Genomic DNA, 26,850 nt, shown 5'->3' on the forward strand with positions numbered 1-26,850 from the left:
CGCTTTAACCACGTTTATCAATCAGCTTAATGTTCAATCCGTAGAACTGAGAATCACTATGTAGACGAAAACTCTGCGGCCCTGACTGAATATCCAATTGTAAATCTTCGTCAAAGAAGACAGCTTGGCGGCGATCCATCCAAAATGGAATAGCGCTGCTATCCATCTTCATATCGTTCGGTTCATTCTTGTCTGTAATCCACAGTCCAGGTACTCCACTGACAGCACAGCCGCATCCTTCTGTGTCATATACTAATCGGACGACACCTGGTTGCTGGCCTAATCGCTGCTTAATGGTATCTTCAGCTTGATTGGATAACATTATTTTCATGGGCTTCCGGACTCACTCCTTTATTTCTATGATGAACACCTCGTGTTAAGAGTTGATTATAATCCTTGTAAAAAGTATCATCAAGTGGAGAAGTATAAATTAACAAGTAGAGGTGCATGGGAAATGGAACAATCTGTTAGGGTCAAGTTAGACGCATATAAAGAACTCGTCCGTAAAATAAAGAGCTATTATGAATCATTAGCGCTAATGTACTGGGATTTACGCACAGGAGCTCCGCGTAAGGGAGCTGAGGTTCGTGCTGCATCCATTGGGGTTCTATCCACGGAAATGTTCAAGCTTCAAATATCTTCCGAAATGGAGGAGTACCTGCAATTTTTGATGCAACCAGATGTGTTTCATACATTGTCAGAAATTGATCAAAAATCGCTCAAAGAAAGTAAGAGACAATTCGATCTGAGCAAAAAAATACCGCCAGCGAAATATCAGGAATACACTGAGCTGACTACATATGCCGAAACTGTGTGGGAAGAGGCAAAAGAGAAAGCTGATTTTGCGATGTTTGAGCCTTATTTGAAAAAAATTGTAGATATGCTGCAAGAGTTCATCGAGTTCTGGGGTATTAAAGGCACAAGATACGATACGCTGCTTGATATGTACGAACCAGGCATAACTGTAGAGAAATTAGATCAAGTATTCGGCAGACTCCGTGACCGCCTTGTTCCGCTTATTGAGAAGGTACAGAAAGCAAGCTATGTACCGGAAGCAGGTTTTCTGAATCAAACGTTCCCGAAACAGCAACAAGATGAGTTCGGTCGTTTTATTTTAAGAGAGATGGGATACGATTTCGAAGCAGGCCGTCTGGACGAAACCGTCCACCCGTTCGAAACGACTATTAACAGCGGCGACGTGCGTGTGACGACACATTATTACGAGAACGATGTAGCTAGTGCACTGTTCAGCACGTTGCACGAAGGCGGTCATGCGCTCTATGAACAAAACGTAAGTAAAGAACTAAGCGCTACTCCTCTTGGGGAAGGTACGTCAATGGGGATTCACGAATCACAATCCCGCACTTGGGAGAATATGATTGGCCGCAGCCGTTCGTTCTGGAAACGTTATTTCACTGATTTGCAAAAGCATTTCCCTGAACAACTGAACGGTATAACTGTAGACCAATTTTATGAAGGAATTAATAAGTCTGAAAATTCGCTTATTCGGATTGAATCGGACGAATTAACGTATAACCTTCATATTATTATTCGATATGAAATTGAGAAGATGCTGTTTAATGAAAATTTAAGTGTTCATGATTTGCCTAAGGTATGGAATGAGAAATATGAGCAATATCTAGGTATTAGTCCATCGCATGATGGAGAAGGCGTACTTCAAGATGTGCACTGGGCAGGAGGTTCTTTCGGCTACTTCCCTTCCTATGCTCTTGGCAACATGTACGGAGCACAAATTATGAATACACTCCGTAAAGAGATTACTGACTTCGAATCACTCCTTGAGAAGGGTGAGCTGCATCCAATTAAAGAATGGCTTACGGACAAAATTTATCGTCATGGCAAAATGTTGACGCCATCCGAAATTATTATGCAAGTCACCGGCGAAGAACTGAACCCGGACTATTTAGCTGATTATTTGGAAGAGAAGTACACCGAAATCTACAAATTGTAATTCATTGGAACAACTTGACTTCGTTCAATAGATATGAGGTATAATACCTGCAGGGGTATTTAGCCTCATATTTTTTTGATTCTAAATATACCATATGGGGTATGTGAAGAGGAGATAAATCATGAAACGTAAAATTGTAATCGTCGGCGGAGTAGCAGGCGGAGCAGCAGCTGCAGCAAGATTGCGGCGGCTAAATGAAGAAGATGACATTATTATGTTCGAACGAGGGGAATATGTTTCGTTTGCCAACTGCGGACTTCCTTATTATATCGGAGAGAAAATACAAGCTCGAGGCAAACTGCTCGTTCAAACGGTAGAAGGATTAAATAAACGATTTAAGCTGGATGTGCGCAACTTTTCAGAAGTGATATCTATTGACCGGGCTAATAAGAAAGTAAGAGTGCGGAATGTGAAGGACGGTACAGAGTACGAGGAAAGCTACGATTATTTAATTTTAGCTCCTGGAGCCAAACCAATCGTTCCTGACATTGCTGGCATTCGCGAAGCTGCAAATGTATTTACGCTGCGCAATATTGCTGATACAGACGCAATCACTGCATTCATTAAAACGACAAACCCAAACCGTGCAGTCATTATTGGCGGCGGAGCTATCGGGCTTGAGATGGCTGAGAATCTTCGTGTACGCGGTCTAGATGTGACACTAATTGAAGCGAGTGAACAGGTCATGGGTCCGCTTGACCCTGAGATGGCGCAAATGGTTCACGAGCATATGGTGGGGCATGGAGTAGAGCTTATTCTGAAAGATGGTGTAAGTGCGATAGAAGAAGAGGGGCACATGGTGAAGCTGCAAAGCGGCCGCAATGTAGAGGCGGATCTGATTATTCTAGCGATTGGCGTACAGCCAGAGAGTACACTCGCCAAAGATGCAGGCCTGAAGCTTGGGGTGCGCGGTTCCATTGTCGTCAATAAACAGCTTCAGACGAGCGATCCGAACATCTATGCGGTAGGCGATGCCATTGAAGTGACAGACAAAATTAACGGACAACCTACGGTCGTAACGCTAGCATGGGGAGCAAGCCGTCAAGGGCGGCTCGTTGCAGACCATATTAATGGTCTGCCTGTTCATTTCGGCGGACTCCAAGGAACGGCGATTGCTAAAGTGTTCGATTTGACAGTGGCTATGACCGGAAATAATGAAAAGACGCTAAGAAAATATGGAATGCCTTATCGAACGGTGCATGTGCATCCAGCTTCACACGCGAGCTATTACCCGAATGCGGCCCCGATTGCTCTTAAACTGCTGTTCCATCCAGAGAATGGAACTATTCTCGGAGCGCAAGCTGTCGCATTAGACGGTGCAGACAAACGAATTGACGTCATCGCCACTGCGATGAAAGGCGGACTTACGGTATATGATCTGCCGGATCTGGAGCTTGCTTACGCACCGCCATTCTCCTCATCTAAAGATCCAGTGAACATTGCGGGGTATGCTGCATCGAATATAATGGATGGGCTTGTCGAAACGGTGCAGTGGTATGAGATTGACGAACTGGTGAAGGCAGGAGCCCTGCTCATCGATGTTCGCGATCCAAAAGAGAGAGAAGCGGGATATATTGAAGGATCTGTCAACATTCCGCTAAATGATTTGCGAGAGCGGATTGATGAACTGCCTAAAGATAGGGAGATATATGTATCGTGCCAAGTCGGTTTACGCGGTTATTTGGCCGCTCGGCTGCTGTCAGGATACGGCATTAAAGCTAAAAATGTAGATGGCGGATATAAAACGTACTATTACGGCATAGCTTCACTTCATAACTGCTCCAAATAAAGCTATAATGATTTAGTGTTGCGACTGTTCGGTAAATTCGTTACTGTATAGGGAATGGGAGGTGTACCAGAGCAATGCAATATGATGATGCGCTTAAAAATCGCCTTAAACGGGTTGAAGGTCAAATTCGCGGTATTCTTTCCATGATGGAACAAGAGAAAGATTGCAGAGAAATCGTTACGCAATTAACTGCTGTTCGTACAGCAGTAGATCGTGCGTTAGGCATTGTCGTTGGTACTAATTTGGCTGAATGTGTTCGTGAAGAACTTCAGCAAGGCGGGGACGCGAGTGGAGTCATTCAAGAAGCAATTGATATGCTTGTTAAGAGCCGCTAAGAGGAATTACAAACCAGTGTAAATGATGTTAAAGCGAAGGCTAGCTGAATATTCTCAGCTGGTCTTTTTGCGTATATTCCCATACCTTAACCTTTTTCTGGGCTCATGCATATGATTTAGTACGGCTCATTCTATGAAAGATGGAGGTATGGCAATGAAAAAGAAATTTTGGGCCGTTCTTATGGCAGCTGCCTTGTTAAGTGTGACCTTGCTTAGCGGCTGCTCTAATAACGGTCAAGCAATTAAAGTGAAGGTGGGCGAAGTGACCAGGTCTGTGTTCTATGCCCCCGAGTATGTGGCTCTCGAGAAAGGCTTCTTCAAAGAGGAAGGACTTGAGGTCGATCTTCAGACCACCTTTGGCGGTGACAAGACGATGACCGCATTATTATCAAACCAAATTGATGTTGCACTCGTCGGCTCGGAAACATCTATTTATGTGTATCAGCAGGGCTCTGATGATCCAGTCATTAACTTTGCGCAACTGACGCAGACGGACGGGACATTCCTTGTATCCCGTAATCAAATAGATAACTTTGATTGGGCACAGCTGAAAGGCAGTACATTTCTAGGTCAACGCAAGGGCGGCATGCCGCAAATGGCGGGTGAATTTACACTTAAGAAGCATGGAATTAATCCGCAGCAAGATTTGAAACTCATTCAAAATATTGATTTCGCCAATATTGCAACTGCCTTTGCATCCGGTACTGGGCAATATGTGCAATTATTCGAGCCGCAAGCATCTATTTTTGAAAAAGAAGGCAAAGGCCACGTCATCGCTTCATTCGGTGTGGAAAGCGGACATTTGCCTTACACCGTCTTTATGACGAAGCAAAGCTTCATCAGTAAAAATAAAGATACCGTTCAAAAGTTTACAAATGCCATTCAAAAAGCTCAAATATGGGTGCAAAACCATACAGCTGAACAAATTGGCGATGCGATTTTACCGTATTTTAAAGATGCAGACCGTGACATCATTATTAGCTCCGTGAAACGTTACAAAGAACAAGGTACTTATGCGACCGATCCTATCCTGGATGAAGCAGAGTGGAACAATTTACTTGATGTGATGGATACAGCAGGCGAACTGAAGTCGAGAGTTACGCACGATAAAATCGTAGATAACTCATTTGCTGAGAAGGCGAAGAAGCAGGTTCAATAACCGAAGAGAAGGGGTGAGGGTATGTTACCTATCGTTGAACTGAAGAATATAGCGCACGCATATGTTACTGACCGCGGAGCATCGTTAGCGATTGATTATTTATCTTTATTCATTGAACCTGGGGAATTTGTCAGTCTAGTCGGTCCAAGCGGCTGTGGTAAAACAACGCTGTTATCGATCGTTGCCGGGCTCCTCACACCATCACAAGGAGAAGTGCTGCTTCTTGGAGAGAAGGTCAGCGGACCAACGCCGCAAGTCGGATACATGCTGCAGCAAGACTATTTATTTCCTTGGCGCACGATTTATGAAAACTCGCTTATAGGTCTTGAACTAACCAGCCAGGTGACAGATCGCACTAAAGAAAGTACGCTGCATTTGCTTAATGAGATGGGACTTGGCGCTGCTATCGATTTATATCCTCATCATTTATCTGGGGGAATGCGGCAAAGGGTGGCACTCGTTAGAACACTGGCTACGGACCCCGAGGTTCTTCTGCTCGATGAGCCTTTCTCAGCGCTCGATTATCAGACAAAATTACAGCTTGAAGATCTCATTGTGAAAACACTTAAGGATCGTCATAAAACAGCGCTCCTCGTCACCCATGACCTTTCCGAAGCCATTGCGATGAGTGACCGCGTTATCGTGCTTGGCGCAAGTCCTGGACATATCCGTAAGACGTTTGAAATCCCACAGAACATACGTGACAGCCAACCTTTTTACGCTCGTGAACAAGAGGGTTTTAATGAGTTATTCCGCGAAGTATGGAGTGAGCTTGAAGCTTCAGAGAGGAAGGAGTGAAATAGATGGCCGTTCTCGAATATGCAGAGCAGAAGGATACACAATCCACTTCTTGGATAGACGGTCAATATAACGACTACCTTAAGCAGAAGAGAAAGACCCAAGCATTGGTTGTGACAGCTCAATTTTCAATTTTGGTTGCACTCTTAGTTTTATGGGAGCTGGCGGGCCGATTGAAATGGATCGATGTACTCTTATTCAGCTATCCTTCCAAAGTTTTCAGTTATATATGGAGTGAAATGGTCAGCGGACAATTGTGGCCGCACCTCGCGATGACGGTAGGAGAAACGGTTGTTGGTTTTTTGTTAGGTACATTGTTTGGAACGCTGCTCGCTGTCATCATTTGGTGGTCTCCATTTCTGTCCAAAGTGTTAGACCCGTACATGGTTGTATTCAACAGTATGCCGAAAGTGGCATTAGGCCCAATATTTATCGTCATGTTCGGTGGCGGTTTTACTGCGATTGTCATGACGACGCTGTCGATAACGATTATTGTCACTACTCTGGTTGTGTACAACAGTTTTCGGGACGTTGATCCGAACTATGTGAAAGTGATTCGTAGCTTTGGAGGAAGTAAAAGAGTTATTTTTCAAAAAGTGATCTTGCCCGCCTCATTTCCAACGATCGTATCTACTTTGAAAGTGAATGTAGGGATGTCTTGGGTCGGCGTCATTGTAGGGGAGTTTCTTGTTGCAAAGATCGGTTTAGGGTATCTGATTATTTACGGGTTCCAAGTGTTTAATTTTACATTAGTGCTGGCGTCATTAGTCATTATCGCATTTGCAGCGACATTGATGTATCAACTCGTCGTATATGTGGAAAGAAGGCTAGTACGAGGCCGTTAAATAGACAGGAAGTGTACACAGTTGTGCGCACCCGAAAAATCTTGTACCATGGATTACACCAATTAATGTGCAAGGGACGAGACGTAATACATGGGTTTTCGAGTGATTAAAACGGCAATCGCAACACTATTAGCTGTCATGATCGCGGGTGCTTTCGGCTTTAAAGGAGCGACTTCCGCAGGTATATTAGCGATTTTAGGGGTTGACGTAACACGGAAAAGAAGCCTCAGAACGGTAACGGCGCGATTTTTCGCTTCGCTGCTGGGGCTTTTTTTTGCTTTTATGTTATTCGCTATTTTCGGCTTTCATTTTTGGGTATTGGCTTTATACATACTAGCAGCGTTTCCTGTCATCACTAAGGCAGGATTTAAAGAAGGCATTGTGACGAGTTCTGTTGTTGTGTTTCACGTGTTTACCAGAGCGGAGCTGTCGGTACAATCACTGCTTACCGAAATATGGCTGCTCATCATTGGTCTTGGCTGTGCGATGATCGTCAATTTGATATATATGCCGAAAGCGGAAAGTGAATTGATGAAAATACGCACTCAAGTAGATGACATCTATTCGATCATATTTAAGCAGATTGCTGTGACCCTTCGTAATCCAGAATATGTCTGGGACGGTCATGAAATCATCGAAGCCGGCGAGATCATACAACAGGGGCTTACTATGGCGAAAAAAGCGCTTGAGAATCAGCTTGTCTCTCCAAATGAGAAATGGAATATTTATTTTTATATGCGGAGGCAGCAGCTCGATTCCATTCAGAATATGATGCAGCTCATCTCACAAGTGTATCAGAAGACACCGCAATGTGAGTTTGTATCGGAACTGTTCGAGCAGCTTAGTATAGATGTGAAAAATCCTGCGTATACGGGTACAACTGAAAAACTATTAATCAAGCTCGAACAAGACTTTAAATTGATGGATTTACCAGCTACAAGGGAAGAATTTGAGATTCGCTCGGCGCTGCTTCAGCTATGCAGAGAACTGTCACATTACTTGAAAATCGCAAAGAAGGATAAGACTGACGTCATGTTATAAAAACATGATACTATTAATAATCTCCTTAAGACGCCCATATCGGGCGTTTTTTTATTTTATATTTTGTAAATTTATGCAATGTATAAGCTATTTTCTTTTTCTAATGAAGATTTAATGTAGCTGCGTTATTTTAATTAAGGAATTTTAACTTTTATATCAAATCGCAAATTTTCAAAGAATTTATGTACTCAATTTACTCAGAGAAAAGGAGTGCTTTTATGCAACACCGTCATATTTATTCATCACAACAGCATTTCAAGCCTAGAAAAGGTCGGCGCCGGAAAATATTCAGGGTGCCATTAATAATAATTTGTCTTATTCTGCTGGGCGCAGGGGTATGGTTCTATCTGACACCTTCCGGAACCAACATTCGTTACATGCTTGCAGATACCTTAATCACTTCACAGCATCGCGAATATGCCAAATATTTAATTGGTGAGAACGAACTGAGGAGACGTGTAGCAGATTACATGAAAACGTTCGATAATATGGGTCTTGTAAAAGACAATCATGATGTGAACGTAAGCGGCGCAGCAAACAAAAACGTTAAAATCGAGCCAATCAGTGGAAGAGGATATAAGGGATATATAATGTATGTTTCCGATCCCAAGATGATTCGAGTCGTAACTACGAATAATGTCGGCCGAGGCGAGCAAGTTCTTAGTATGGTAGAGCGGACAGGAGCGATCGCCGGAGTTAACGGCGGTGCTTTTGACGATCCCAACTGGGAAGGGAATGGTTTTAAACCTGCAGGAATCGTCATGTCCGGCGGTAAACTTCTATATTCTTCGGTCGGTGAAAATGATCCAGTCAACATTGTAGGCCTAGATAAAAACGGAATCATGGTTGCCGGACGCTATACACCATCGCAGTTCATCAAAATGGGGGTTCAGGAAGCCGTTACTTTTGAGCCTAAATTCATTGTGAACGGCAAAGGACTTGTTCGTAATGAGGCCGATGGATGGGGAATTGCTCCCCGCACCGTTATGGCACAGAAAAAAGACGGAACCATTATGTTTGTAGTTATTGATGGACGTCAACCCGGATATTCAGTGGGTGCTACTTTATATGATGTGCAGAAGCTTCTGTTAGCGAAAGGAGCAGTTACCGCAGCCAATTTAGATGGCGGTTCATCTACGGTTCTTGTAAAGGACAATCGAGTGATCAATAAACCATCCAGCAGTCATGGAATGCGTTATTTGCCTACTGCATTTTTGGTATTCAATCATCCAGAGCAAGTCGTTGTCAAGAATATTTGGCAGGGCATCGACATGAATCATTTTGACTCTTCTAAAAGGTCGTTTGGCTCAAATTAAATATGTATACCTATTGCGGAAGCGGAGTGGAGTTAAATTATTGGAATTGGAGAATAGGAAATGTTCAAGAAAATAGTGAAATATGTATCTTCTGCTTTATTTTCACCAATAACAACTGTCCGCGGAACCTTCGCGGGCTCACTAGGTTTATTTCTCGGCATGCTACCTTTATTTGGTATACGAACCGTAGTACTGCTGATCATCTCAATACTCTTTCGATTAAATATATTCGCCCTGTTTCTTGGAGTTATGGTGACGATGATCCTGCCGATCGTGCATGTCCTTTCGTTCACCATTGCGGACCGACTCGCTGGTTATGATATATCCTTTTTTTCTTTGCACTATTTAGGATTTAATCATTTGAAACAATGGACAGTAAGCGGTCGTTATCATCTAATTGGAAGTATAATTGCAGGTTTACTCTTATCTATTTTATTTGCACCGTTCTTCCGCTGGCTCTTTAATCTACCGACTCATATGAAAAACAGACCAAAGCAACCATTCATATTCCATGATGAGCTCGGAAGACGATGGATGTTATTGAAAAGGTTTGGACTAGTCATTATTACGCTATCTATATTAGTCGTTTCGGTGTTCGGTATTAGTATTAGTATAAATCCTTTCTTGCCTAGCCTTGGGTTTCACGATGATCAACATCTATCAAAGATAAGTCCTATTAATGAAAAATTAAGTGAAAGCTCACTCATTAAACAGTTAAGAGAGGAAGAACAGAAAAACCCTACACACCAAATAGATTACAGACGTCATCATAAATTTAACTTAGCTAATCAACCACTCAATAAGCAAGAGGTATACGGTTTTTATGTAAACTGGGATGAAAATAGTTGGTTCTCATTAAATCGCAATATAAAATCGATGACTACAGTCATTCCAGAATGGTACTTCTTAAAACCGGATCTGTCCATTAATGACCAAAGTGATAATAGAGTTGTTCAATTGGCTAAAAGTCATAATGTCGAAGTTATGCCGTTAGTCAGCAATTACTACAACGATAAATGGGATTCGGATTTATTGCACAAATTGTTTAGTTCAAAGGCTATGCAGAACAAAGTAATTAACGAGCTGTATCAATCAATCATCAGCCACGGATACTCAGGGATTAATATAGACTTCGAAGGTGTTAATCCCGCTGATAAAAATAATTTAACTCTGTTTATGAGCGCGTTATACAAACAGTTCCATTCTCATGGTCTTCGAGTAACGGAAGATGTGCCAGCTAGCGATCCAGCATTTGATTATGGTGCTCTCTCCAACTATGTAGACCGGGTGATTGTCATGTTATATGACGAGCATTACGCAAGCGGAAAACCAGGTCCAATTGCTTCTGACCAATGGTTTAATCAGAGTATCGATAATTTAGATATTCCTCCGAATAAAATGATTGTAAGTATGGGGAATTACGGCTATGACTGGGCAGAGGATGGCAGCGGTCCAGCAGACATTGTTACATTCGGAGATATCATGCAGGAAGCTCAGCAATCTCATCTTAAGATTCAATATGACGATCAAAGCAACAATCCTTATATCCGTTATAAAGATGGAGATGTGCCTCATATTATTTGGTTTTTGGATGGAGCTACGGCGTATAATGAACAAAAGAGTGTCAGTGAAGATGGACTTAAAGGGGTCGCGGTCTGGAGGCTGGGATCTGAAGATCCGACCATTTGGAATGTGGTCAGTCATCCAGGTGAAGGAATTGAGTCAATTAAGAAGCTAATAAGTCCTGATCCAGTACACTTCTCAGGAGATGGCGAAATTATTAGAATCACATCTGTAGCCCAAGATGGGAGAAGAGATATTAAGCTCGATAACGATGGCTATGTGTCTAATGAAGTTTATTCAGTTTTTCCTGCACCGTTTGAAATAAAGCGATACGGCAAACCAAAGGACAAAGAAGTAGCTTTAACTTTTGACGACGGACCAGACGGGAAGTACACTCCCGAAATACTGGACATATTAAAACAGAACCATGTCCATGCTGCCTTTTTCGTTGTTGGAGAGAATGCCGAGCTCCATCCAGACTTGATTGAGAGAATTTATAAAGAAGGAAATGAGCTCGGGAATCATACGTTTACACATCCCGACGTTGCCTCCGTCTCTCCGCTCCGTACAAAAATGGAGCTCAATGCGACGCAGCGGCTTGTTCAAGAAATTACAGGACGCTCGATGACTTTATTCCGTCCGCCATACGTGGCTGATGCCGAGCCGTCTACACCAGACGAACTCCTGCCTGTTTTGAGAGCGCAGGAGATGGGTTATACGATGGTTGGCGAATTAATTGACCCTGAGGATTGGTCCAGACCTTCGAGTGCAGAGATTGTTAGACGTGTTCTTAGTCAGTTGCCTCAGGGGAACATTATCCTTCTGCATGATGCCGGGGGAAATCGGGACAATACGGTGAAAGCTCTACCGATCATTATTAAAGAATTGAAAGCCAGAGGATACACGTTCACAAGTGTTAGTCATTTGGCTGGGTTGGGGCGGGAAGATGTAATGCCGCCAGTGCAAACTAGCGACAACATGCTTATGATGTTCGATCGGCTTACTTTCACAGCATTATCTGATTGGATAAATGGGCTGACGATATTGTTTTACTCTGCAATTGGTATCGGCATTTTCCGGTTGTTATTTCTATTAGCACTGTCTTATAGACAAAAAAGAAAGTATAGACCGCTTGAACGGGTAGCATATAACCCGTTTGTCAGTGTGGTCATAGCAGCCTACAACGAAGAGAAGGTTATTTCTATGACGCTGCAATCCATTTTAAAGAGCGACTATCCTAACTTTGAAATTGTTGTTGTTGATGATGGTTCTACAGATCAAACAGCTAAGGTGATTCAGGAGCAATTTGGGGGTGACGATCGAGTTCGATTGGTGACCAAACCAAATGGCGGGAAATCCTCAGCGATAAATCGAGGTTTTCAAGAAGCCTATGGTGAAATTGTTGTTGCACTGGATGCGGATACCCAAATAGCACCGGATGCAATATCGTTGTTAGTAAGGCATTTTAAAGACGAAAATGTGGCTGCCGTATCAGGAAACGTAAAAGTAGGCAATGTTCACAATATGTTGACTACATGGCAACATGTTGAATATGTAACAGGATTTAATTTGGAACGAAGAGCTTTTAGTGAAATTAACTGTATTACTGTTGTACCTGGAGCCATAGGTGCATGGCGAAAAAGTATGGTAGCGGAAATTGGTTACTTCAGTGAAGATACATTGGCGGAAGATACCGATATTACGCTTACATTGCTGCAGAAAGGTCATAGAATTACTTTTGAGGAGAAGGCGTATGCATACACTGAAGCACCAGAAGATGTGAAGAGCCTGATTAAACAGCGCTACCGCTGGACGTATGGTACGTTGCAAAGCTTGTGGAAACATCGGAAGGCTCTGTTTAATCGGAAGCATAAAGCGCTCGGTTTCGTGGGGCTGCCTAACATGTGGCTTTTCCAGTACATTTTTCAGTCCCTATCACCTTTAACCGATATTTTGTTTATCATATCTTTATTCAGCGGTCATCCTCTTAAGGCGGTAGTATTCTATGGTATATTCTTCGTGGTTGATCTTTTCACTGCCTACTATGCGTTCCGGCTCGAGAAGGAAAACCCTAAAGCACTTCTCGGCATATTCTTGCAACGCATTATATATCGGCAGTTCATGATGTATGTGGTGTTAAAGTCAATTTACTCGGCCGTAAAAGGGGTTATGGTTGGCTGGAATAAATTGAAACGAAAGGGCAATATCAATTCGCTTCATACCACTGAACCAACATGACACATCTATTGAAGGAATTTTCAAAGCTAGAGTTTCAAAAATCTTAATAATCACAGTTTGAAAAGGTAACAGATATCTATTTCTGTTACCTTTCATTTTGAGTAAAGCCCCAATATACCTTATTTTATGAGTTATGAAGAATAATATTTATTGTATTTATGCTCGGTTAATCAACAAATGCCTATGTCCTGCATACACATGTAGTGAATGATTGTATGGAGGAGGTTCAAAGATGTCATTGAGTCATAAACATTGTAGAGAAATCATTACGAAGGCGATCTGCGGCAAAGGTCGTAAGTTCTCTACCGTAACACATACCGTGACTCCGCCTCATAATCCGACCAGTATTTTGGGGGCATGGATTATAAACCATCAGTACGAAGCGGTTTCTGCCGGAGACGGAATTGAAGTTGTTGGTACTTACGATATCAACATCTGGTATTCCTATGACAAAAATTCACAAACAGATGTTGCAAAAGAAACAGTATCTTATGTAGAACTCGTACCGCTATCTTACTTAGATCCCAATCACCGGGCTTCAACGGTGGAAGTTTCCGCGGAGGCTACGCAGGAACCGAGTTGCGTTGAAGCCAGTGTGTCTTCGGGAGGAGGCAGTGTGATCATCCGTGTGGAACGGGAATTCGCTGTTGAGCTTGTTGCTGAAACGAAAGTTAGAGTCAAAGTATGCACTGATCACGACCATGATTACGAAGATAAAGACTTCGATTTCAGCGGAGATGGATTAGATTATGAAGATTTAGATCCCGATCTTCTAGATGATGAACTGTAGGAGATAAGGAGTAGAAGCATAATTCAATATATGCAGCAGGGGCATCGGCGTAGAGGGCAGGTGCCCTCTTTTTTAAATTCATTTTATATAATTTTTTGCAGCTAGTCCGGGTTCAATCTCTTCAGCCAAAGGATGATGAATTTGATTTGGAACGGTCCCTATGATCTTCGATTGGAACTGGGTAACGATGTCTCTTCGGCGCAGCTTCTGCATTACCTCGTTCGCTTCGCTGCAAGTGAAGATGAACAATCTCATCTAGGTTTACCCTTACAGGAGATTGCACACAAACCTTCGCCTCGCTTAGTCCATGTTATTTGGAAGCAGGAGAAGATCAATAGAGCAGAACGAAATCGTTCAGCAGCGCTCATTTTGAATAGAGGAGATTCGCGTTATCATCGATGGAACCATTCGGTCTGTGATGAGCTCCTTAGATTATCAGGGATTTCATCTAATTTGCAGCCCACAAGCCTCGGAAAGCCGAAAAACTATGCTCAGTCATACATTGTACACGTATTCAACTTGGAAGCCATCGGAATACAGGCAATCCGTTCGTCACATGCGACACAGAAGATGTCTGAATTTTTGGAAATAGACCGAAGCAAATCTTACATTCAGAGCATTGAGCGTACCGCTGTGCGAGCGATTTATACACTGGGTTTAGACTTTGGTGAGGTTGTGCTTACCGCAGATGAGGGGCGTCATTTTATTGTAGAGAGCGTAAAGTCTACGCCTGAATTACACCTAGCAACGGCTCGTCTATATGCTCAAGCGATTCTGAAGTTCGGAAAATTGTATTCCAGCGAGTCTCCTCGAGATAGCTCGATTATGCTTGGCATGGATCCGGAGTTTCTGCTTGTCAATCCTTTTACAGGTAAAATTGCTTCGGCTTCGCGTTATCTCGAAGCGCATGGGGAAGCGGGATATGATGCGATTACACGGAATGGAAAGCGAATATTTCCGATCGCGGAATTAAGGCCGGATCCAAGTGCCGAGCCCAGACAGCTTATGACTCATTTGCTTCATGCACTGCACCGCGCTTCGGATCTTATTCCAGACTCTTCATTGATTTGGCAGGCGGGAGGCATGCCGAAGATTGGGTTTCCTCTTGGCGGCCATATTCATTTTAGTGGAATGGCTAATACCAGTGAGCTGCTCCGTGTGCTGGATAATTATTTAACTCTTCCTGTAGCCGTATTAGAAGGAAGGGAGAGCGGCCTCAGAAGACCGCAATATGGATTTTTAGGTGATTTTCGAACACAGCCCTATGGCGGTTTCGAATATCGAACGCTTCCAAGCTTTTTAGTCTCGCCTGTTGTCGCTAAAGGTGTAGTGAGTGCGGCTAAATTAATAGCCGTCAATTATGAACGGCTTACGCTCCGTCCATTAGATGACCTGAAAATATTGAGAGCATTCTACAATGGTGAGCGTGAGACGCTTCGATATGCGGCTTTGAAAGTCATTGATGACCTGACTTCTCTTGATGATTATTACAAATATGAAGAATATCTCTTGCCCTTTCTAAAAGCCGTTCAAGCAGGAAAACAGTGGGATGAGAAGCGTGATATCCGTCCATTATGGAAGATTTATTCCTCTAAATGTTGAAGACTATCATGAACATAGGTTCTGTTTCTGATATAATAGAGCCTACGAAAGGGAATGGTGGTACAATCATGGCCAAATATACGCCGATGATCGAACAATATTTAAAAGTGAAAGAGGAAGCACAAGATGCGTTTCTCTTTTTCCGATTGGGCGACTTTTATGAAATGTTTTTTGAAGACGCCATTTTAGCAGCGAAAGAGCTTGAAATAACACTTACAGGAAGAGATGGCGGAGCGGAAGAACGTATACCGATGTGCGGTGTACCTTATCACTCTGCAGATAACTATATTCAAAGATTGATTGAAAAAGGATATAAAGTAGCGATTTGCGAACAAATTGATGATCCGGCTACGGTTAAAGGAATGGTAAGACGTGAAATCGTCCGCGTCGTCACTCCAGGTACCGTTATGGAAGGGAAGACACTTGGCGACAAGCAGAACAATTATATGGTGTCTGTAACGGAATCCGAAGGGATGATGGCGCTTGCAGCGTGCGACTTATCCACTGGGGAGCTGTATGTAACCTCGGCGCCTTCTTCAAATAGATGGCTGCAGGATGAGCTCGGCATCTATAATCCATCAGAAATTATCGGGGATACACACCTGTTAACGTATATTAAAGAACAGTCATCAGCTGCCTCCCGTCCTGTCGTATATACGCCTTGGGACAAAAATCGTGAAGATTTAGTGCAAAAGCAATTCGGCGATGCCGTATGGGCAAGACTCGTGGATGAACGTAAAGAGTGCGTATCCAGGCTCATCGCATACTTAAACGAAACACAGAAGCGCTCGTTAGGGCAGCTCACACATATTAAGACTTATGAGCCTGAGCAGTACATGATTCTGGATCCATTTACGCGCCGAAATCTCGAACTGGTGGAGACGGTGCGTGAACGCTCGAAGAAAGGTTCGCTGCTATGGCTGCTTGACCGAACGGAGACGTCGATGGGAGCGCGTCTGCTTCGCCGCTGGATTGACAAGCCGCTGCTTCAGCGAAGCCTTATTGAAGAACGCTTAGAAGCGGTGGACAAGCTGTATCAAAATTTTATTGTACGCGAAGATATTCGCGCTCAACTGAAAGAAATTTATGACCTAGAGCGGCTCGTTGGGCGGATTGCATTTGGTAATGCGAATGCCCGGGACTTAACTGCTCTAAAAGTATCGCTGATGAAAATGCCGATGCTTAAGCAATTGTGCCAGGCATCACCCTCTGCAACACTGCAAAAAATTGCTAAGGATTTCGATGAATGCGCCGATTTAGCTGAGCTTATTGATGCTGCCATTGTTGAAGATGCGCCAATTTCTGTGCGTGACGGAGGCATTATTAAGGCGGGGTATCATGCTCGGCTCGACGAGCTTCGCGAAGCTAGCATTAACGGAAAACGGTGGATCGCCGAACTCGAAGCACGGGAGAGAGAAGCGACAGGCATTAAGTCGCTTAAGATTGGTTATAACAAAGTGTTCGGTTACTATATCGAAGTCACCAAATCCAATATCGGTTCTCTGCCGGAAGGCAGATATGAACGGAAGCAAACGCTAGCAAATGCAGAACGATATATTACACCGGAGTTGAAAGAGAAAGAGTCTCTCATCTTGGAAGCAGAAGAGAAGATGGTTGACATCGAATATTCGTTGTTCGTTGAACTCCGGGGCGAGCTGAATAAGCAAATTGAAAGACTCCAAAAGCTTGCGGAGAAAGTGGCGGAAGTCGATGTGTATCAATCACTTGCCGTCGTGAGCAGTGAGCATTCATTCGTCAAACCAGAGCTAACAGACGGTTATGACTTAGTGATTGAGAATGGTCGTCATCCAGTGGTGGAAGCCGTTATGAAGGATAGTTCATTTGTATCTAATGGCACTTCGCTTACGAAGGATGATGCGAACATTCTGCTCATTACCGGTCCGAATATGGCAGGAAAGAGCACTTATATGCGGCAAGTTGCGCTGATCGTCCTCATGGCGCAAATCGGCTGTTTTGTTCCAGCCTCAAAAGCGACTATTCCGATGATTGATCGCATTTTCACCCGGATTGGCGCTGCGGATGATTTGATAGGGGGGCAAAGTACCTTTATGGTCGAAATGGCTGACATTCAAGTGATGACGGAAAAAGCGACATCACGCAGCTTAATCATTATTGATGAGCTTGGTCGTGGGACATCGACCAGTGAAGGAATGGCGATTGCACAAGCTGTTATCGAGTTTGTTCATGATACGATCGGCTGTAAGGCGCTTGTATCGACTCACTTTCATGAGCTTGCTCATTTACAAGATAGTCTGCCTAAACTTCGCAATTATAGTATGGCTGTACAAGAGAGCGGAGATAAAGTGCTCTTTCTTCGTAAACTAATAGAGGGCGCTGCAAGCACAAGCTACGGAATATACTGCGCGCGTCTTGCTGGGCTTCCAGAAGAGATCATTGATCGTGCTTACGGTCTTCTTCAAAGTCTGGAACAAGGATCGCTTGAGGCTGTTAGTGCGACAGCCGAACAGAATATGGGTCAGCCGAAGAGTATGAACACCGAAGAAGTGAAGGAAGAGGCGGCTGCCAAACAAGTAGTTCAAATGTCTATTTTCGATGAAGAAGAGATTGCAACTCCTGACCATAAAATAGAGACTGCCCTTGATCACGCAAGTCACCAAATCGTTGAGCTTGTTAAGAACGCTGACATTATGAATATGAGTCCACTGCAAGCAATGCAATTCCTTAATGAACTTAAGATGAAGGCTATTAAACTGTAATTTATGCTGACGAAAGAGGGGGGATTGTCTTGGGTAAAATACACGTACTTGATGAGCATATCGCGAACCAAATTGCAGCGGGTGAAGTTGTTGAGCGGCCGGCTTCCGTAGTAAAGGAATTGATTGAAAACTCGGTTGACGCCGGGAGTACTCGAATTGACGTCTACGTCGAAGAAGGCGGACTTCAATTGATTCGTGTCGTTGACAATGGACTCGGTATCGATCCTGAGGACTGTGAGACTGCCTTTTACCGTCATGCTACGAGTAAAATTGCGCATGGAAGAGATTTGTTCCAAATTCGCAGTCTCGGTTTTCGCGGGGAAGCATTACCGAGTATTGCTGCTGTCTCGAAAGTACAATTAATCAGTTCAAACAACGATGATGGGATGGGCAGACGCATTGTCATTGAAGGCGGAACGTTTAAAGTGAACGAAGATATTGCTGCCCCTCGAGGTACTGATTTTACAGTACAAGAATTGTTCTACAACACACCTGCCAGATTAAAGTATATGAAGACGGTTCAAACTGAACTTGGACATATTTCCGATGTGCTCTACAGAATGGCGCTCGCGCATCCTGAAATTGCATTTACACTTCGTCATAATGGAAATATGCTGCTTCAGACCGTTGGCGGCGGCGATTTACTGCAGGTGATTGCGGCCATTTATGGCACTTCTTCTGCTAAGGCGATGCTCCCCATTGAAGGAGAGAGTCTTGATTATAAAATTAGCGGATATATTAGCCGTCCTGACTTAACACGGTCTAATCGAAATGCGATGTCCACCATTATCAATGGACGTTATATTCGAAATCACGGACTCAATCAGGCAATTCTGAGGGCATTCCATACCCTCTTGCCGATTAATCGATATCCATTAATTGTTCTGCAGCTTGAAATGCATCCATCGCTTGTAGACGTTAACGTACATCCAGCGAAGCTGGAGGTTCGCTTTAGTAAGGAGAGCGAGTTGAACGAATTCGTCGAAAACTGCATACGCTCTTTGCTGAAGCAGCAAGTACTTATTCCGCAGGTAATGAACCAACCGATTGGGAAAGGAAATAATAAAGCATTTATTCAAGAACAGTTCCATTTTGCGAAACCAGAGGTGTCTGTTTCAGAGAATGTATCAAGTTTGACCAAAGAGAACTCATGGACTCAGCAATCAGAATTGACGGAAGCACCTATTGAACGAAATAATTCGTATCAACAGAGCGCTGCTTCCAGCAGTCAGACTGGGCCGAATTGGAATGATCGGAATGAAGGCAATTTACGTTCCAATGATCGAACCTCTTGGAGCGGACAAACTGTTAGAGAACAGGCTCCTGCGTCGATGTACCGCACTTCTGCTGCCCCATCTCCAGAACAGTTATACGGCACAGGGCAAGAGATGCCGGAATTACCGGCTTTCCCGCAGCTTACACTAATCGGACAGCATCATGGTACGTATTTGATAGCGCAGAATGATGAAGGGCTGTTCCTCATCGATCAACACGCGGCGCATGAACGAGTTAATTATGAATATTATTACGAGAAATTTGGCAAGCCGGAAGAGGCGTCGCAAGAACTATTACTGCCGATCACACTTGAATTTACGCCATCAGATGCCGAAAAGCTGAAAACAAGACTTCATTGGTTTGAGCAGGTAGGCGTTTATCTAGAACATTTTGGCGGTCAAACATTCCGTGTCATTTCTTATCCTTATTGGTTCCCGCAAGGAGCGGAGGCGGAGTTGATTGAGGAAATGGCCGAATGGGTGCTGCAAGAAAAGGTTATTGATCTAGCCAAATTAAGGGAGAAATCATCCACTTTAGTGTCATGTAAAGCTTCAATTAAGGCGAATCAAAAAATAACGATGCAAGAAGCAGAGGTGCTGCTCGAACGGCTTGCTGCCTGCAAACAGCCGTATACGTGTCCGCACGGCAGACCCATTGTTGTCTCCTTCTCGAGTTACGATTTGGAAAAAATGTTTAAACGCGTCATGTAAAAAATAGACACCGTAAATACGGCTCAGGCAACGTGGATTTGAGATGCGGGTATGAAGTATATATAATAATTGGAGGAAAGAATGATTATTACAACTGGGGACGCTCCTGCGGCTCACATCGTAGAACGAGCCAAGAAATTGGCGGCTGAGACGGGAGTGAATTATGTCCCGCGTAATAAAATGTCTCTTGCTAAACTCAAGCAAAAATATAACGATGATGAAATTATCGTTGTTGTAGAAGGCGGTGCAAGACTGTTCAGCTCAAGCGGCCAGTCTCTGCATTTTCACCCGAGCATGGGATTTGTGAGAGCGAAGCGACTGCTGAAAGGCGAGTCGGATCCTATGCTGGATGCAGCAAGAGTAGAGCCTGGGGATATTATACTTGATTGTACTGCAGGCCTCGGGACAGATGCGATTGTCTTTGCTTTGAAAGTGGGAAGCAGAGGGAAAGTGATTGCATTGGAGAGCTCTTTGACATTATACACAATGCTGAAGGAAGGACTTGAGCATTACAAGACCGGATTGTACGAAGTAGATGAGGCTATGAGGCGCATTGAAGTAAAGAGAGCGCATCACCTGACGATTCTAACTCAGTTGCCAGACAATAGTGTCGATGTCGTTTATTTCGATCCGATGTTTCGCGATCCTATAGCAGAGTCTTCTTCGATTAAACCGCTTCGTAAGTATGCCAATCATGAGGCATTGCACATAGAATCAATTCGGGAGGCATGCCGTGTTGCCCGTAAATGTGTCCTCCTAAAGGAGAAACGGGATAGCGAAGAATTCGAGCGACTCGGATTTAAACAAATGAGCCGCGGCTCTTCTAAAATCGCATACGGAGTGATAGATGTTGACATCAGGTAACAAACCGAGGCTGCTCGTCCTTGTAGGACCGACGGCAGTTGGCAAAACGAAAATGAGCATTGAGATCGCTAAAGCTTTTCATTGTGAAATCATATCTGGGGACTCGATGCAGGTATACCGCCATATGGATATCGGAACGGCTAAAATTTCGAAAGAAGAAATGCAAGGCATTCCGCATCATCTCATCGATATTCATGAACCGGATTATCCATTCTCAGTTGCTGAATTTCAGGAGCGCTCTAAAGAACTTATTGAGCAGATTACAGCGCGCGGTAAATTGCCCTTTATTGTAGGAGGGACGGGACTTTATATAGAATCCGTCTGCTATCAGTTCCAGTTCTCAGAAGCCGGAACTGATGAATCCTTTCGTAATGAGCAGTTGAAATTTGCAGAAGAGCATGGAAATGAAGCTTTGCATGCAAAATTAAGGGAAATTGATCCCGAAAGTGCAGACCGTCTGCATCCGAATGATCAGAGAAGAATCATCAGGGCACTGGAAATTTATCATTTGACAGGAACGACACTTTCCTCTCAGCTCGCAGCCCAGAAGAAAGAATCTCCTTATGATCTGTGCATCATCGGTTTGACAATGGATAGGCAAATGCTATATAACCGTATTGAAGAGCGTATAGACGAAATGATCGAGCTTGGACTTGTGGATGAAGTGGATTCGCTTTTGAAAAGAGGTTATTCTCCGAATCTGGTATCGATGCAAGGTCTTGGATACAAAGAGATTGCAGCCTATCTGCAAGGCGAGGTCTCGTTTGAAGAAGCGGTAGAGTGGCTTAAGAGGGATACAAGACGATTTGCAAAGCGGCAGCTGTCATGGTTTCGTCATATGAAAGATATCCACTGGGTGGATGTTACACAAACGGAAAATTTTTCTACGGCTTTTCAGGAAATACGTGATATAATAGCAGGAAAGTTTCCTATCAATCTTGAATATAATTCAAAACAATCTAATGAATAGTTGGGGGTACGGCAAATGAACAAGTCCATTAACATCCAAGATACGTTCTTAAACCAATTGCGTAAAGAGAACATCCCTGCCACAATATTTTTGGTGAACGGTTTCCAAATTCGTGGAACGATTAAAGCGTTTGATAACTATACGATCGTTGTCGACACAGATGGTCGTCAACAAATGGTATTCAAACATGCAATCTCTACCTTCACACCTCAGCGCAATGTATCGCTCATGCAAGATACATCTGCTGAAGAGTAATCTGATTTGAAACTTTTTTATCGTTATTTCGTTTAAACGTATAGGAACAGGACCGGAGCAACCTGAATAAGGTTGTTCTTTTCATTCCATGACTTGTAGGCAGAAGGCAGATGACTACAACTGAAAGGAAGTCAGGAGGTATCATGGCTACACAAAGACCGTCCCGCGTGGACAGAAATAAAACAAAATCGAAGGAAAAGACGAGTACGAAGAAAAGAATGTCACCAAAACGCGTTCTTTGGACATTGTTTTTCACCGTTGCATTCGCCGTATTTTGTGCGATTGCAGGATACTTGTTTATTTTGTTAAATGGTGAAAAATTGTGGCAAGAGAACAAAGATAAGCTTACTCTGTATGAAACGTCTAAAGTGTACGATCGAAACGGCAATTTGATGGGCGAGCTGTCGCTTGATAAAAGTGAGCCAGTTCAGTCGGATCAAATACCGAAGCTGATCAAGGAAGCTTTCGTTGCTACAGAAGATAAGCGTTTCTATGAACACCAAGGGGTAGACCTACTCGGGATTGGCCGCGCTGCCGTTAAAGACGTGATCGCAAGATCAGCTGTCGAGGGCGGAAGTACCATTACACAGCAGCTCGCGAAAAATATGTTCTTATCTTCGGATAAAACATTTTTCCGTAAAGCGACAGAAGTGTCGATTGCGATGGCTCTTGAACGCAATATGACCAAAGATGAAATATTGACGATGTATTTGAACCGGATTTTCTTCGGTCAAAGATCGTATGGAATTAAGGCAGCCGCTAAGAAATATTTCGGTGTAGACAACTTAAATGATTTGAAGCTTTGGCAAATCGCTACGCTCGCAGCTATTCCGAAAGGCCCTTCAAAATATAATCCGATCAGCAACCCTGATCTATCAAAGGAACGGCGCGGAGTCGTTCTGGAGCTCATGTATGAGCAAGGTTATATTACGAAAGAACAAAGGGACGAAGCTAAGGCTGTTGATTACAATTACAAACAACCTAAAAAAGAGCAGAACTATACAGCTTATATGGATTTTGTCATGCATGAAGCGGAAGAGAAAACGGGATTATCTGAGGACCAGCTTAACCGCGGCGGATACAAAATCTATACGACCATGGACTCAAATGCTCAGAAAGTGATTGAGCAGAAGTTCGATGATCCAAATTATTTTGAAAAGAGTAAAGATGATCAACTTGTTCAAGGTTCCATGATTATTCTGGATAATCAGACTGGCAGCGTTATTGCTCTTGCTGGCGGACGAGATTACGCTCAAAAAGGGATCAATCGGGTTACTGATATCCGCAGACAGCCAGGGTCGGCGTTTAAGCCAATCGTTTCTTATGCTCCTGCGCTTGAGACAGGAAAATATACGCCGTATTCACTGTTAAGTAATGAGAAGCAATGCTTTGGCAACTATTGCCCTCGAAACTTACATGGATATTCTCATTCAGTAACGATGACAGCAGCGCTTGAGGAGTCGATTAACATTCCATCTGTATGGCTGCTTAATCAAATTGGAGTAGATAAAGGGTACAACTTTGCTAAAAGTTTAGGCATTACGCTCACTGATGAGGATCGCAACTTAGCAATCGCTCTGGGCGGACTCAGCAAAGGTACAAATGCGTTAGAGATGGCACAAGCGTACACCGCGTTTGCCGACGGCGGTATTGCACGTCAAGCTTATTCGATCAAGATGATCAAAAATAATGACGATGATGTTGTTTATCAGTATAAAGCGCCGAAAGAAAAACGTGTGATGAGTGAAGAGTCGGCTTATAATATGACAACGATGCTCGAAAATGTAGTTCAGAACGGTACAGGTAAAGCTGCTCGTTTAAATCGTCCAGTTGCTGGTAAGACAGGTACGACACAACATGGTATTCCAGGGCTGAAGAGCAGTGCGAACCGCGACGTATGGTTTGTCGGTTACACACCTGAATGGACAGCAGCCGTGTGGATGGGATATGACAAACCAGATAAGGACCATCTTCTTAAAGAAAGCAGTAAACGTCCTGCAGCATTGTTCGGGGCTGTGATGGGAGAAGCGCTCGCAGGTTATCCTGTCAAAGATTTTGATAAACCAAAAGGCTGGGTTGCCCCAGAACCTCAGAAGCCTTCAGTTCAAGCTGTAACAGGTCTGAATGCGTCATATAACCATGACACCCAAACGGTATCTCTGACTTGGAACCCAGTAGAAGGAGATCATATCGAGTACAGAGTGTATCGTAAGGAAGCATCGGAAGCGGGATTTACTCGCATCCTAGATTCTTTATCAGCACCCGGAGCAGAGGATCTTAGCACAACGCCAGGTCACTCTTACGAATATTACGTAACGGCATACAATCCGGATGAAAATGTAGAGTCTGATAAATCAAATATCACTCAAATAACGATTGAAGGACAAGTACAGCCGGCACAGCCACCTGAAGTGCAGCAACCTGCAGACAATGGAAGTCTTCCTGGAACGCAGCCAGGTACGACAGATGGCAATAACGCTCCTGTCGGTAATGACTCTGGCCAAGGCACCGATCAAGGAACAACGAATCCAAATGATTCTGGTATCGGTAATGGAAGCGACGGCAATGGCAATGGCAATGGTAAAGGCCGAGGACATGCCGATCACGGAGGAGATACAACTGCTCCAGGGGATGGTACAGGAGCAACACCTGGCAACGGTACTGGAACACCAGACGCAGGTACAGGAACGACAGCGCCCGCCGATCCAGGGTCAGTCAATAACGGCAGTGTTCCTTCATCAGGTGATAAAACTTCTACCGGACAAAATTAAAATAATTGATCAAAAAGTTCTAATCCATTATGGGTTAGAACTTTTTGTTTTTTGAAGCGTCCTGCAGTTAAACTCCGGTCAAGCAATATTCTCTTTTGAGTGTCTTTGTCAAATGTGGTAATCTTAAACTACCAATGATGGAAAGGGTTTTTTCCATGAAGCGTAAATTTGCGGATCGGGCGAATTGGCGGCGAGTTACTCATCGTTATTTCGATGCCCATTATTTGAACAATGAAGATTTTACTGGTTATTTAGCACTGTACAAAATATATGATTTGAAGGAACCCCTGTGGAAAACGTATGGAGCCCATTATTTATGTATAGCCGATGTTGGATATTGCTGGCTGCAATATTTTCCGAAGTCAGCAAATTATGTGGTTACGGCAATTTTTGACGATAAGCATCGCATTGTAGAGTGGTATATCGATATATGCAAAAGGCAAGGGATTACAGATCAGGGTGTTCCTTGGTTTGATGATTTATATCTCGATATTGTTGTGTTAGAGAATAGAGAACTGTTTTTACTGGATGAAGATGAACTGGCAGATGCGCTCGAGCTGGGAATTATTACTGATCACGATTTTAAATTGGCATGGCAATGTGCTGAGTCTGTCATCAGTGAAATTAGGAATGGAACGTTTCCTTATTTTGAGCTCTCTTTAAAAGATCATATCACCTGGTTTCAAAAATGAGGCGGGAAACTGCTAATAACGTGCATGTAGATAGAATACATTTGTAAGAGTAGTCAGCCCTGTTAGATTAAAATGAGGTGATGGAGCGCATGCACGGGCGAGTAATGGCCACAAATGATCGATCAGAGAATAGACCTTCAAGACAGATTAATGTCATATTACGCAATCAAGAGCCTCCCGTTATTTCCCAAGCAGTTCCTGATACGGAGCCTGCACCGATTCAAAAAGTGATTCCTCAGCAAAAAGGTTTGTTCGCAGACATTCAGAAAGAACTCGATCAACTCGTAGGACTAGATAACATCAAGGAATTAATATACGAAATTTATGCTTTGCTTCAAATTGGTCAAATGCGCCAAGAAGCAGGTCTTATAAGCGGCAACCAAGTATATCACATGATTTTTAAAGGGAATCCCGGAACCGGTAAGACAACCGTTGCAAGGATTGTAGCTAAGCTGTTTCAAAAAATGGGTGTTCTGAATAAAGGGCACTTGATTGAAGTGGAAAGAGCGGATTTGGTTGGGGAATATATCGGTCATACAGCGCAAAAGACGAGAGACTTAGTCAAAAAGGCGCTTGGCGGCATTTTGTTTATTGATGAAGCTTACAGCCTAGCTAGGGGCGGAGAGAAGGACTTCGGTAAAGAGGCTATTGATACGCTTGTAAAAGCGATGGAAGACTATAAGAATCAGTTCGTTCTCATATTAGCTGGGTATTCAGGAGAGATTGATTATTTTCTGCAGATGAATCCTGGGCTTCCATCTCGTTTCCCGATCCAGGTAGAGTTCCCCGATTACAGTATCGATCAGCTCATACAAATTTCTGAAATTATGGCGAAAGAGCGGGACTATATCTTAATGCCTCAGGCGATACTCAAAATGAAACAGCATTTGCTTCAAGAAAAGTGCGAGACACTCTATGCATTCAGCAATGCTAGATATGTTCGCAATGTTATAGAAAAATCGATACGGCAGCAAGCGGTTCGTTTACTTGCTCAATACTCAGCAGGTACGCCGGGCAAGCTGGAACTGATGACAATTCGGATCGAAGATTTGAAATTTGATAAAAAGTAAGAGATAATAAACGTTTGTAATTTATACAGTGAAATCAGATGTTAAAAATAAAGGAGC

The 26,850-nt window shown here is 43.4% G+C and carries 20 protein-coding genes; 19 read left to right on the forward strand and 1 reads right to left on the reverse strand.

The genetic code is table 11. From position 1 onward, the window contains the following. Positions 1-4: 4 nt before the first annotated feature. Positions 5-331: an iron-sulfur cluster biosynthesis family protein gene (locus tag J2Z20_RS03690; RefSeq protein WP_209845498.1), complete on the reverse strand. Its 327-nt coding sequence runs from the start codon at positions 329-331 to the stop codon at positions 5-7. A 123-nt stretch (positions 332-454) separates the two neighbouring features. Here J2Z20_RS03690 and J2Z20_RS03695 point away from each other — a divergent pair, with 123 nt between their 5' ends. The 19 genes from J2Z20_RS03695 to J2Z20_RS03785 all read left to right on the forward strand — a co-directional run bounded on the left by J2Z20_RS03695 (position 455) and on the right by J2Z20_RS03785 (position 26,793). After that, on the forward strand, positions 455-1,972 hold the full coding sequence (locus tag J2Z20_RS03695) for a carboxypeptidase M32 (RefSeq protein ID WP_209845500.1): 1,518 nt from the start codon (positions 455-457) through the stop codon (positions 1,970-1,972). 121 nt (positions 1,973-2,093) lie between these two features. Continuing rightward, on the forward strand, positions 2,094-3,761 hold the full coding sequence (locus J2Z20_RS03700) for a CoA-disulfide reductase (protein ID WP_209845502.1): 1,668 nt from the start codon (positions 2,094-2,096) through the stop codon (positions 3,759-3,761). A gap of 74 nt (positions 3,762-3,835) precedes the next feature. Continuing rightward, positions 3,836-4,096 carry a metal-sensitive transcriptional regulator gene (locus J2Z20_RS03705; RefSeq protein ID WP_209845505.1) on the forward strand — a complete coding sequence of 87 codons (261 nt, stop codon included), beginning with the start codon at positions 3,836-3,838 and terminating at the stop codon, positions 4,094-4,096. Between the two features lie 154 nt (positions 4,097-4,250). Beyond that, positions 4,251-5,255 (forward strand): ABC transporter substrate-binding protein, encoded by a 1,005-nt coding sequence (locus J2Z20_RS03710; RefSeq protein WP_209845507.1) that lies wholly within the window; start codon positions 4,251-4,253, stop codon positions 5,253-5,255. Between the two features lie 21 nt (positions 5,256-5,276). Continuing rightward, positions 5,277-6,053 (forward strand): ABC transporter ATP-binding protein, encoded by a 777-nt coding sequence (locus tag J2Z20_RS03715; RefSeq protein WP_209845509.1) that lies wholly within the window; start codon positions 5,277-5,279, stop codon positions 6,051-6,053. Positions 6,054-6,058: 5 nt separating this feature from the next. Further along, a complete protein-coding gene (locus J2Z20_RS03720) occupies positions 6,059-6,898 on the forward strand; it encodes an ABC transporter permease (protein WP_209845511.1) in 840 nt (279 codons plus the stop codon). Positions 6,899-6,988: 90 nt separating this feature from the next. After that, positions 6,989-7,939, forward strand: coding sequence for an aromatic acid exporter family protein (locus J2Z20_RS03725; RefSeq protein ID WP_209845513.1), 951 nt, complete (start codon positions 6,989-6,991; stop codon positions 7,937-7,939). Between the two features lie 218 nt (positions 7,940-8,157). Then, the gene (locus J2Z20_RS03730) at positions 8,158-9,255 is read left to right on the forward strand and encodes a phosphodiester glycosidase family protein (protein WP_209845515.1); all 1,098 of its coding nucleotides are present in this window, start codon (positions 8,158-8,160) and stop codon (positions 9,253-9,255) included. A gap of 60 nt (positions 9,256-9,315) precedes the next feature. Further along, on the forward strand, positions 9,316-13,056 hold the full coding sequence (locus tag J2Z20_RS03735; protein WP_209845517.1) for a DUF2062 domain-containing protein: 3,741 nt from the start codon (positions 9,316-9,318) through the stop codon (positions 13,054-13,056). 232 nt (positions 13,057-13,288) lie between these two features. Then, entirely contained in the window at positions 13,289-13,846 is a 558-nt protein-coding gene (locus J2Z20_RS03740; protein WP_209845519.1) for an outer spore coat protein CotE, read from the forward strand. Positions 13,847-13,987: 141 nt separating this feature from the next. Beyond that, positions 13,988-15,448: a putative amidoligase domain-containing protein gene (locus tag J2Z20_RS03745; RefSeq protein ID WP_209845521.1), complete on the forward strand. Its 1,461-nt coding sequence runs from the start codon at positions 13,988-13,990 to the stop codon at positions 15,446-15,448. 68 nt (positions 15,449-15,516) lie between these two features. Next, positions 15,517-18,186 (forward strand): DNA mismatch repair protein MutS, encoded by a 2,670-nt coding sequence (gene mutS / locus J2Z20_RS03750; RefSeq protein WP_209845523.1) that lies wholly within the window; start codon positions 15,517-15,519, stop codon positions 18,184-18,186. A 29-nt stretch (positions 18,187-18,215) separates the two neighbouring features. Next, positions 18,216-20,171, forward strand: coding sequence for a DNA mismatch repair endonuclease MutL (gene mutL, locus J2Z20_RS03755; RefSeq protein WP_209845525.1), 1,956 nt, complete (start codon positions 18,216-18,218; stop codon positions 20,169-20,171). An 81-nt stretch (positions 20,172-20,252) separates the two neighbouring features. Then, positions 20,253-21,035, forward strand: coding sequence for a class I SAM-dependent methyltransferase (locus J2Z20_RS03760; RefSeq protein WP_209845527.1), 783 nt, complete (start codon positions 20,253-20,255; stop codon positions 21,033-21,035). Next, complete coding sequence (gene miaA / locus J2Z20_RS03765; protein WP_209847252.1) at positions 21,022-22,005, forward strand: tRNA (adenosine(37)-N6)-dimethylallyltransferase MiaA; 984 nt, start codon at positions 21,022-21,024, stop codon at positions 22,003-22,005. The genes J2Z20_RS03760 and miaA overlap by 14 nt, the downstream gene beginning before the upstream one ends. 15 nt (positions 22,006-22,020) lie before the next feature. After that, a complete protein-coding gene (hfq, locus tag J2Z20_RS03770; RefSeq protein ID WP_209845529.1) occupies positions 22,021-22,260 on the forward strand; it encodes an RNA chaperone Hfq in 240 nt (79 codons plus the stop codon). Between the two features lie 143 nt (positions 22,261-22,403). Beyond that, positions 22,404-25,031: a penicillin-binding protein 1A gene (locus J2Z20_RS03775; protein ID WP_209845531.1), complete on the forward strand. Its 2,628-nt coding sequence runs from the start codon at positions 22,404-22,406 to the stop codon at positions 25,029-25,031. A gap of 155 nt (positions 25,032-25,186) precedes the next feature. Then, positions 25,187-25,723, forward strand: a complete 537-nt coding sequence (locus J2Z20_RS03780) for a ribonuclease FAU-1 family protein (RefSeq protein ID WP_209845534.1) — start codon at positions 25,187-25,189, stop codon at positions 25,721-25,723. An 89-nt stretch (positions 25,724-25,812) separates the two neighbouring features. Continuing rightward, entirely contained in the window at positions 25,813-26,793 is a 981-nt protein-coding gene (locus tag J2Z20_RS03785) for an AAA family ATPase (protein ID WP_209845536.1), read from the forward strand. Positions 26,794-26,850: the final 57 nt, after the last annotated feature.

This window comes from Paenibacillus sediminis, from assembly GCF_017873765.1.
Classification (GTDB): domain Bacteria; phylum Bacillota; class Bacilli; order Paenibacillales; family Paenibacillaceae; genus Paenibacillus_AG; species Paenibacillus_AG sediminis.